Source organism: Oceanobacillus phoenicis (assembly GCF_047238145.1).
Taxonomy (GTDB): Bacteria; Bacillota; Bacilli; order Bacillales; family Amphibacillaceae; genus Oceanobacillus.
In genome coordinates this window covers 3,945,094-3,953,746 of the sequence record NZ_JBDFME010000001.1, presented here as the reverse complement: position 1 = coordinate 3,953,746, position 8,653 = coordinate 3,945,094, and the positions used below count along the sequence as shown (strand labels likewise).

The 8,653-nt window shown below is 36.4% G+C and carries 9 protein-coding genes, 2 tRNA genes, 2 rRNA genes and 1 riboswitch; of the genes, 10 read left to right on the top strand and 3 right to left on the bottom strand.

From position 1 onward, the window contains the following. Positions 1 to 124: 124 nt before the first annotated feature. Both rrf (ABC346_RS19780) and ABC346_RS19775 read left to right on the top strand, forming a co-directional pair. Positions 125 to 240 (top strand): 5S ribosomal RNA (gene rrf / locus ABC346_RS19780). 848 nt (positions 241 to 1,088) lie between these two features. Next, on the top strand, positions 1,089 to 1,457 hold the full coding sequence (locus tag ABC346_RS19775) for a thiol-disulfide oxidoreductase DCC family protein (protein WP_413236488.1): 369 nt from the start codon (positions 1,089 to 1,091) through the stop codon (positions 1,455 to 1,457). A 444-nt stretch (positions 1,458 to 1,901) separates the two neighbouring features. On the opposite strand, the gene tenA is transcribed toward ABC346_RS19775, so the two are convergent. The 3 genes from tenA to thiM are packed head-to-tail and all read right to left on the bottom strand — an operon-like array spanning position 1,902 to position 3,775. Beyond that, complete coding sequence (gene tenA, locus ABC346_RS19770; RefSeq protein WP_413236487.1) at positions 1,902 to 2,579, bottom strand: thiaminase II; 678 nt, start codon at positions 2,577 to 2,579, stop codon at positions 1,902 to 1,904. A 23-nt stretch (positions 2,580 to 2,602) separates the two neighbouring features. Beyond that, complete coding sequence (locus tag ABC346_RS19765) at positions 2,603 to 2,962, bottom strand: Lin0512 family protein (RefSeq protein WP_413236486.1); 360 nt, start codon at positions 2,960 to 2,962, stop codon at positions 2,603 to 2,605. 33 nt (positions 2,963 to 2,995) lie between these two features. After that, entirely contained in the window at positions 2,996 to 3,775 is a 780-nt protein-coding gene (gene thiM / locus ABC346_RS19760) for a hydroxyethylthiazole kinase (RefSeq protein WP_413236485.1), read from the bottom strand. 90 nt (positions 3,776 to 3,865) lie between these two features. Then, a riboswitch (TPP riboswitch) is annotated at positions 3,866 to 3,968 on the bottom strand. Positions 3,969 to 4,353: 385 nt separating this feature from the next. On the opposite strand from thiM, the gene rrf (ABC346_RS19755) reads away from it, so the two are divergent. The 8 genes from rrf (ABC346_RS19755) to tsaD all read left to right on the top strand — a co-directional run bounded on the left by rrf (ABC346_RS19755) (position 4,354) and on the right by tsaD (position 8,531). Further along, a 5S ribosomal RNA gene (rrf, locus tag ABC346_RS19755) occupies positions 4,354 to 4,469 on the top strand. 88 nt (positions 4,470 to 4,557) lie between these two features. Beyond that, positions 4,558 to 4,634: transfer RNA gene (locus ABC346_RS19750), tRNA-Met, on the top strand. Positions 4,635 to 4,715: 81 nt separating this feature from the next. Further along, positions 4,716 to 4,792 (top strand) — tRNA-Asp (locus ABC346_RS19745). A 153-nt stretch (positions 4,793 to 4,945) separates the two neighbouring features. Beyond that, on the top strand, positions 4,946 to 5,905 hold the full coding sequence (gene thiL / locus ABC346_RS19740; RefSeq protein ID WP_413236484.1) for a thiamine-phosphate kinase: 960 nt from the start codon (positions 4,946 to 4,948) through the stop codon (positions 5,903 to 5,905). A 9-nt stretch (positions 5,906 to 5,914) separates the two neighbouring features. Then, complete coding sequence (gene tsaE / locus ABC346_RS19735) at positions 5,915 to 6,364, top strand: tRNA (adenosine(37)-N6)-threonylcarbamoyltransferase complex ATPase subunit type 1 TsaE (protein ID WP_413236483.1); 450 nt, start codon at positions 5,915 to 5,917, stop codon at positions 6,362 to 6,364. Between the two features lie 10 nt (positions 6,365 to 6,374). Continuing rightward, positions 6,375 to 7,082, top strand: coding sequence for a tRNA (adenosine(37)-N6)-threonylcarbamoyltransferase complex dimerization subunit type 1 TsaB (tsaB, locus tag ABC346_RS19730; protein ID WP_413236482.1), 708 nt, complete (start codon positions 6,375 to 6,377; stop codon positions 7,080 to 7,082). Further along, the gene (gene rimI / locus ABC346_RS19725) at positions 7,075 to 7,524 is read left to right on the top strand and encodes a ribosomal protein S18-alanine N-acetyltransferase (RefSeq protein ID WP_413236481.1); all 450 of its coding nucleotides are present in this window, start codon (positions 7,075 to 7,077) and stop codon (positions 7,522 to 7,524) included. The genes tsaB and rimI overlap by 8 nt, the downstream gene beginning before the upstream one ends. Continuing rightward, a complete protein-coding gene (gene tsaD / locus ABC346_RS19720; RefSeq protein WP_413236480.1) occupies positions 7,521 to 8,531 on the top strand; it encodes a tRNA (adenosine(37)-N6)-threonylcarbamoyltransferase complex transferase subunit TsaD in 1,011 nt (336 codons plus the stop codon). The genes rimI and tsaD overlap by 4 nt, the downstream gene beginning before the upstream one ends. The last annotated feature ends 122 nt before the right edge of the window (positions 8,532 to 8,653 follow it).

Sequence of the window (8,653 nt, the reverse complement as noted above, 5' to 3'; positions counted from 1 at the left end):
TTCTTAGAATGATGTCACGTTACTCTTATTTAGTTTTTAGGGTATAAACCTAAAAAAATTAAGGAAGTTCGATTAAAACCGTTCACGTCCTGTGAACAACACCGAACGACCTACATTGTGTAGGTCTGGTAGCGATAGCGAAGAGGCCACACCTGTTCCCATGCCGAACACAGAAGTTAAGCTCTTCAGCGCCGATGGTAGTTGGGGCTTTGCCCCTGCAAGAGTAGGACGCCGCCAGGCAACGAACGAAAAGACGGATTAGATTTAAGTATCTAATCCGTCTTTTTTGTTAGGAATGAAAATAAGGTTCTATAATAATTGTTTGGTTGTTGGGGTAAGGGAAAAATTTAATCAATAAAAAATACGCAATCTCCTATTTCTGATGATCTTTAACTAGTAAGCAAAAGAGTTAATCCATACTTTCACCCTTTCTTTTGCAAAGGGGAATGGAGCGAAGTGAATAAAGTTAAGTAAGCAGTAGTTACTGTTTACGTTTAATGTCTAAAGTACCCCTATTACTTGGCGACTCAAATTCGAGTCTTTAGACTAATTTAAAAGAATACAAATAGGCTAATCCTTTACAAAAAAAGGTCAACCAAATTTATTCTTTTTATTCCTCAGTAAGTAAACAATTTTCTCCGCTTCTTAAAATACGACTAGGCTTTTCTAATGTACGATCAATAACTAGATTAACTTTTCCCTTTGAAATTTCTTCTAGCATTTGTTTAAATTCTGCTCTTGTACTTAAAAACAGAGCCATACAGGATAAAATGTTTTATGTACATGGTTTAATGACCACTTGCAAAGACAGATGTACAAAACTTCCCGCCTTTTTTCAATACTTAAAGGGAAGTGAAGGACAATGCATCGCACACTACATCTACAATAGAATCAATAGAAAAAACATTGACTTCCATTATTTACTCAGTAAGATGATCTGATTTGAAAAACAGATCATGGTTTACTCAGAAGAAGTAAAAGGAAATGTATTTATATTGAAGTTATTAAGGGAATATATACAAATCAACAAATGATGGAAAACAATTTAAACTAGAAAAGACATCTGAAACAGAAGGGAGAAAAATCGTTTGAATAAACATATTGTTTTTTTCGATGCTGAATGCCCTTTATGTAGGACAGTGAAGGCAGTACTGAAAAGTCTGGACTGGAATAACAACATTTTCTGGTACCCTGTTCAGGAATTAAGTGATTCAATAAAAGAGAGAGCCAATAACTATAAAAATATGTATGACGAAATCTATATGTATACCAAAGATAAACGAATCCTGACAGGATTTAATACCGTCCGCAAGATTCTTTCTTTACTACCAGCCACTATCCCTTTAGCTTTATTGCTTTATTTACCGTTTGCACAAAAAATTGGTGATCCTGCATACCGTTTTATTTCAACTCGCCGTTATAAATGGTTTGGAAGAGTGCCTTATAATAAGCTGTGACTGGCAAAAAAGAGAGGCAGTGACAGAACATGTGGTTATTTTATATATCTTTCTCGCTTCCATAGCCTTCTCTTTATCCTCTACTCTTTCAAGTGTCTTTACCTATTTTTTTCGGTCTGAAAAACGTGCTTTATAAAGCAAATTATGGGAGGCATGGACTCTTTGTTAGTCAACTAAACTGGCTCTAAAATAATTGTTGGGGTAAGGGGAAAATGTAATCAATAAAAAACAAGCTACCTCCTTATTGCTTTATTTACACCACTAAATAAAGCAATAAGAGGATGCACTTAGATCATAAACGTAAGATATCAGCCTTCCAATGAATTGTTTGTCTGGTAACTTACATTTTACACGAAGCTGTTATGGGTTGATTATATTAACCACAATTTATAAGTAGTTCACTTATTATTACAATTTATTACAATTAGTATATTTAAAAGTCTGCTAGATTTGTTGCTTTTCCGAAAGCCATATTTCAAACGTATAGGACATTTCCCAGAATGCAAGCTCATATTCTTTCGCGATAATAAATTGTGCTTTGATTTTTTCCTTCTCTGCTTCTCCTGCTTGTTCAGCTAATGTATCGAGCAGATCAATCATTTCTTGTGTGGATTCTTGGAACCAGTCACTCCCATAGGTGTTCAACCAGTTCTGGTAAATTTTCTCCTTTGGCTTCGCATCGTTGTAGGTCAAACCAATATCTGCATACAACCAATAACATGGTAGCATTGCAGCTACAATTTGAGCTAAACTTCCGGACAACGACGCGCGGTATAAATGTGATGTATATGCGTAGGCAGTTGGTGCTGGTTTGAAATTCTCGATTTCAGCTTCTGTAATTTGTAAAATTTCTGCGTGCTCCTTATGCACCGTAAGTTCTGCTTCAGCTGTCTTCTTTGCTTTTTCAGCCAATTTAGCAGCAACATGAAAGTCATCTGAATGGGCAGCCGCAAAAGCATGCACCTTGCCGTAATGCTTCAAATAATAGATATCCTGCAGAATATAATTTTTGAATGTTTCAAATGGCAAATCACCACTTACAATCCCCTGTACAAATGGATGATTTAAACTTAACTCCCAGCTCTCTTTCGTTGCCTCTCGCAATGACTCTGAAAAACGCATAGAGAATCCTCCTTAATTTTTGTTTAATAGCCTACTTCTACAACAGCATTAACAATATACATTAAATCATTTTTATCCTGCTGATCTTCCAGAAAAATCCCACTAGTAGTTGCCAGGCCTCCAGGTAAGATCTCAACAGTGACTGTACCATAAGGAATTAATTGTTTTATTTTGTCGTGATCCAATTTTTCCAGATCCAATGGGATGCCCAGTTTTACATGTACCTTCATCTTATCTAAGTCACCATCTGGTAGAATTTTCTTCATTCCTGGCATAGAATTGGTATGGATTGCATTCATCACAGCTCTTTCTGATGCAATATTCACGTTCTGTCCATGTACATCTACGCCTGTTCTTGTCTCGATAAAGAGAAGATTTTCCAATTGCTTTTCCTCCTTCCATATTGTTACAAATCCTTATAGTTCGTGAACTTGTTTGTATTTTCCTACTTTTTCATCGGATAGAAAGTATAATTCATCGAGTAATGCCGGAATAAATGTTCCAGGCCCAGATGCTTTTTCCATTGCTAATTCAGCTGCAATACCATAACTTGTCACAGCATATATACCTGCTTGATAAAAGTCATCAACTACACTTATAAAAGGTCCAACAAAAGATGAAAGTAAACAGCCACTAGCCGTAATGTTTTGTAGCATTTCATGCCCGTTTTTACATAACGCAGTTCGCCTACCATCTGTCACAACGTCAACTTTCCCAGTTGAGATGACAACCGTATCATATTTTTTAGCGACTGTTTTTGCGATTTCTGGATCGTTTTCTTGAATAATGGAATCTGGCCCCTTTGTTTTTTCTAACTTACCCGCCAACACAGCTATTTCCCCAGCATTAGCACGTATTGTAGCTAGCTTTACCTTTTTAAGTATGTCATCAATGATCTCCGTCCGAAAATCTGTACCTCCAACTGCAATGGGGTCAAGAATAACTGGAACCCCATTCTTGTTTGCTTCCATTCCAGCTTTTAACATTGCTTCTCCCCGGTCTTCCGTTAATGTCCCCAGGTTTAGCACTACTGCATCGGCCATTTCTCCATACTTTTTAGCTTCTCTTGGAGTATGAGACATCGCAGGTGACGCTCCGATAGCGATTAAACCATTAGCAGAAAAATTAGATGCAACTTCATTGGTAATATTAAAAATAAACGGTTTATTTTCTTTAATCTTAGCAATAGCATCCACCAAAAATTCTCCTCTCCTATTAATTTAGAATAAAGAACAAAAAAACCACCCCAAAATGGAGTGGTTATATATACAGCTACAGAATAGGTATAGTCGCCAACTCCACTTTCCTACGCTGGTATTAACCAGTTCAGGTTCAAAGGGATTAAGAAATGAATCTTATCTCAGCCAATTGGCACCCCTAGTGGATTTTTATTTATTCTACCTATATCTTATTTCATTTTTTCTTAAAAGTAAAATTATTCATATGAGTCAATTTTCATCGATACTTAAGTTTTTATTATTTTATTAAAATGTTCGGATTATAACAATGACCTGGTTTGATCGTAATGGAAGTTGGCGGTATCGGTATGATGAAACTTAAAAAAACATAACACTTAAATGTACGCACAAATGTAGATTTTCTAACTGAGACTAATTTAAATTAGCAACTCGTTTAGCGATATTAGATTGTCATATCAACGTTTACTAGCATTTTTTTATAAAAACAAACGACGAAATAAAAAAAGTTTTAAAAAGGTATTGCTTTTTTATAGTTCTATGGATATAATATTACTTGTCCTTGTTTTTAAGGATTGTCTGGTAGCGATAGCGAGAAGGTCACACCTGTTCCCATGCCGAACACAGAAGTTAAGCTTTTCAGCGCCGATGGTAGTTGGGGTTATACCCCTGCAAGAGTAGGACGCCGCCAGACAAGGATAATTTATCCTTAGATTGGATAGAATATGTTAGTATAACACATAGAAGTGTACGACCATATTTTCCCATATCATAATGCATATCGCGGGGTGGAGCAGTCTGGTAGCTCGTTGGGCTCATAACCCAAAGGTCGCAGGTTCAAATCCTGCCCCCGCAACCAAATTATTTATAGTAAATAACTATTACTAAGATCCAGATTCACCATTGAAATACTGGATACCATACATAAGTAAAAAAAGTTGGTCCGGTAGTTCAGTTGGTTAGAATGCCTGCCTGTCACGCAGGAGGTCGCGGGTTCGAGTCCCGTCCGGACCGCCATGAAAATTATATTAGAAATTGTAGAGCACATGGTTTTAATTAAAACCTGTGTTTTTTTAGTTTGTGGACATAATTTAGTCGTCCAATTTTTTTCTTTTTTCTTTTGTTTTTGCTATGATAGTTGGTAGTGAATACAAAGAATGGTGATTTTAAATGGATGAGTTTTCTTTTATAGATTCGATTAAGCCGACATTTTATCAGCAGTCTTCTCTTGTAAAAGGAATTGGAGATGATGCTGCTGTCTTTCGAAGTTCGATGGATATTGTTACAGCAGTAGATACCTTTGTAGAGGACGTACATTTCTCTCGTTCTACTATGGAACCATTTCATATCGGTTATCGTGCATTAGGAGCAAATATAAGTGATTTAGCAGCAATGGGAGCTTTACCTAGTTTTTATTTAGTTTCTATTGTTATACCAAAGAATTGGACTGAAGAGGAGCTATCTCAGATATATTTAGGTATGGATGATTTAGCTTCGAAGTATCACATGGATATTATTGGTGGAGACACTGTTTCTGGTAAACAATTAACAATCTCTATTACTGTGATTGGATATACGAATACAAACAAAGCTCGATATCGTCGGCATGCAAAAGAAGGAGATATTGTTTTTGTTACGGGTACGTTAGGGGACTCTCAAGCAGGGTTTCATATCTTGTCCAATGAAAATAATTATGTTGATCAAGATTTTTATATAAGTCGACATCGAAAACCCGAACCGAGAGTGGCTTTTGCACTAGCTTTAGAAAAACTGGACAGAGTATCTTTAAATGATGTTAGTGATGGCATTGCTAATGAGGCAAGTGAAATTGCAGAAGCTTCTAATGTATCTATTGTTATAAGCGAAAATGACATACCAGTTGCACGTTCTTTTTATCAATTTACGAATGAGCAACAATACCATTGGAAATTATCTGGTGGTGAAGATTTTGAACTTCTAGGAACAGTAGATAAGCACGATTGGAATGTAGTAAAAAAAGCTGCTGAGGAAACAAACACCCAATTAACGATAATTGGTAATGTTGTAGAAGAAAACAAACATCCTGTTTATATAGAAGATAATGATGTGCGTAAAGTGCTTAAAAAAAGCGGATATACACATTTGAAGTAGGTGAATTAGATGAAAATACAGCTTCATTCTCCGGAAGAGACAAAAACTTTCGGGGAGAGACTAGCAAGGTTGCTGCATCCTGGTGATGTCATTACGTTAGAAGGTCAGCTAGGTGCCGGTAAAACAACGTTTACGAAAGGAATTGCTTCTGGATTAGAAGTGAAGCGTTATATTACGAGTCCTACGTTTACAATAGTGAAAGAATATCGTGGTAAAATGCCTTTATATCATATGGATGTCTATCGTTTGGAGGATTCACTCGAAGATATTGGTTTTGATGAATATTTTCATAGCAATGGAATCTCTGTAGTGGAGTGGGCAGGCTTTATTGAGCCATACTTACCCGAGAATCGTTTAGATATTTCCATCCATTACACAGAAGATGAAGATATCCGTGAAATTTATTTGAATCCGTATGGGTCCCATTTTGAACAAGTAGTAAATGAATTACAAGGTTAGGAGTTTATGTATGAATATACTTGCAATCGATACTTCCAATCAAGTATTAGGTGTGGCATTATTAAAGAATGGAGAGATAATTGCTGAACTTACAACTAATCTCGCAAAGAATCATTCCGTTCGTTTAATGCCTGCTATAGAAAGTCTTATGTATCAAGTATCTATGCAACCAGAAGATCTTGATCGGATTGTTGTAGCAAAAGGGCCTGGCTCATATACTGGAGTAAGAATTGGCTTATCTACTGCAAAGACAATGGCATGGGCATTACAAATACCAGTAGTAGGTGTCTCCAGTTTAGAGGTACTAGCATATCAAGGAAAGTTCTTTAATGGAATTATATGCCCTTTCTTTGATGCGAGAAGAGGATTGGTGTTTACTGGTGGATATCAATTTAACGATAATAAAATTGAAAAAGTGATTGAAGAAGAAAATTTACTTATGACTGCCATGCTTGATAAGTTAAAAAAGCAGGGTGAAAATGTAGTATTCTTAAGTCCAGATATGGATCAATTTAAAGAAATAATTAAAGAGGAATTAGGAGATTTAGCAATTATTCCTGAATCTGTATATCAGCTTCCAAAAGCTTCGCACCTAGGGCTTGCAGGAATGAATATAGAACCGAAAGACATTCATGAGCTCGTTCCAAACTATTTACGTTTAGCAGAGGCAGAAGCAAATTGGCAAAAAAGCCAAAAGGAACGTCAATTGAATGACTAATTTAACCATTCGTCCAATGGAACTTACTGATGTACCTGAAGTTTTACTTGTAGAAAATGCATGTTTTCAAACACCTTGGACAACGGATATTTTCTATCAAGAAATAATCGAAAATGCACATGCGTATTATTATGTCGTTGAAATAGAACATACAATTGTTGGTTATATTGGTTCGTGGATGGTGCTAGATGATGCTCAAATAACGAACTTTGCTATTTTACCAAGTTACCGAAGAAATAAATTAGGTGAAAAGTTATTTCGTTATGTGATGCAGCTTGCCATATCAAAAGGAGTAGAGCGTCTTTCACTAGAAGTGCGCGTATCAAATATAGCCGCGCAGTCCTTATATAGAAAATTTGGTTTAGTTCCTGGTGGTATTCGTAAGAGGTATTATACGGATAATCATGAGGATGCCATCGTGATGTGGGTGAATTTAAAATGAAAAAAGAAACAATTATATTAGGTATAGAGACTAGTTGTGATGAGACTGCGGCCTCTGTAGTAAAAGGTGGTAGAGAGATTCTAGCCAATGTAGTTGCATCACAAATCGAAAGTCATAAACGCTTTGGCGGAGTTGTTCCAGAAATTGCTTCAAGACACCATGTTGAACAAATTACACTTGTGCTTGAACAGGCAATTACGGAAGCTAATGTTACCTGGGAAGAAATAGATGCAATCGCAGTTACCGAGGGACCTGGATTAGTTGGAGCTTTATTAGTAGGTGTGAATGCAGCGAAAGCATTAGCTTTCGCTAAAAAGAAACCATTAGTAGGGGTGCATCATATTGCTGGTCATATTTATGCAAACCGTTTAGAGAATGAATTCGAATTTCCAATGTTAGCTCTGATTGTTTCTGGTGGACATACAGAATTAGTTCTAATGAAAGATCATGATGATTATGAATTAATAGGTGAGACCAGAGATGATGCCGCAGGAGAAGCATATGATAAGGTAGCTCGTATGCTGGATTTACCGTATCCAGGCGGTCCGCAAATTGATCGTTTAGCTGCTGAAGGTAAAGAGTCGATTGATTTTCCGCGTGCTTGGCTAGAAGCAGATAGTTATGATTTTAGTTTTAGCGGTTTAAAATCAGCAGTGATAAATAAAATACACAATGCGAAACAGCGTGGATTGACTTTGGATGCAGAAGATATTGCAGCTAGTTTTCAAGCGAGTGTTGTGGAAGTACTGACAGAAAAAACATATCGTGCAGCGAAAGAATATAACGTAAAACAAGTTATTGTAGCAGGTGGAGTAGCTGCTAATACAGGGTTAAGAAAAAGTCTGGAGAAACGTTTTTCAGATGAAAGTTTTCCTTTATATATTCCACCAATTCAGCTATGTACAGATAATGCAGCAATGATTGCGGCAGCTGGTACGATAATGTATGAAAAGGGATATCGTTCAACACTTGATTTAAATGCAAATCCTTCGCTTATGCTGAGTTAGTCACAGGTTATTCACAGGGATGTGGATATATCCTGTAGATAAGCTACATCATCATCTTTTAAATGTGGATGGAAAAAGTGGATAACTGTTCATTAGGTTGTGGATTATGTGTATAACTTTTT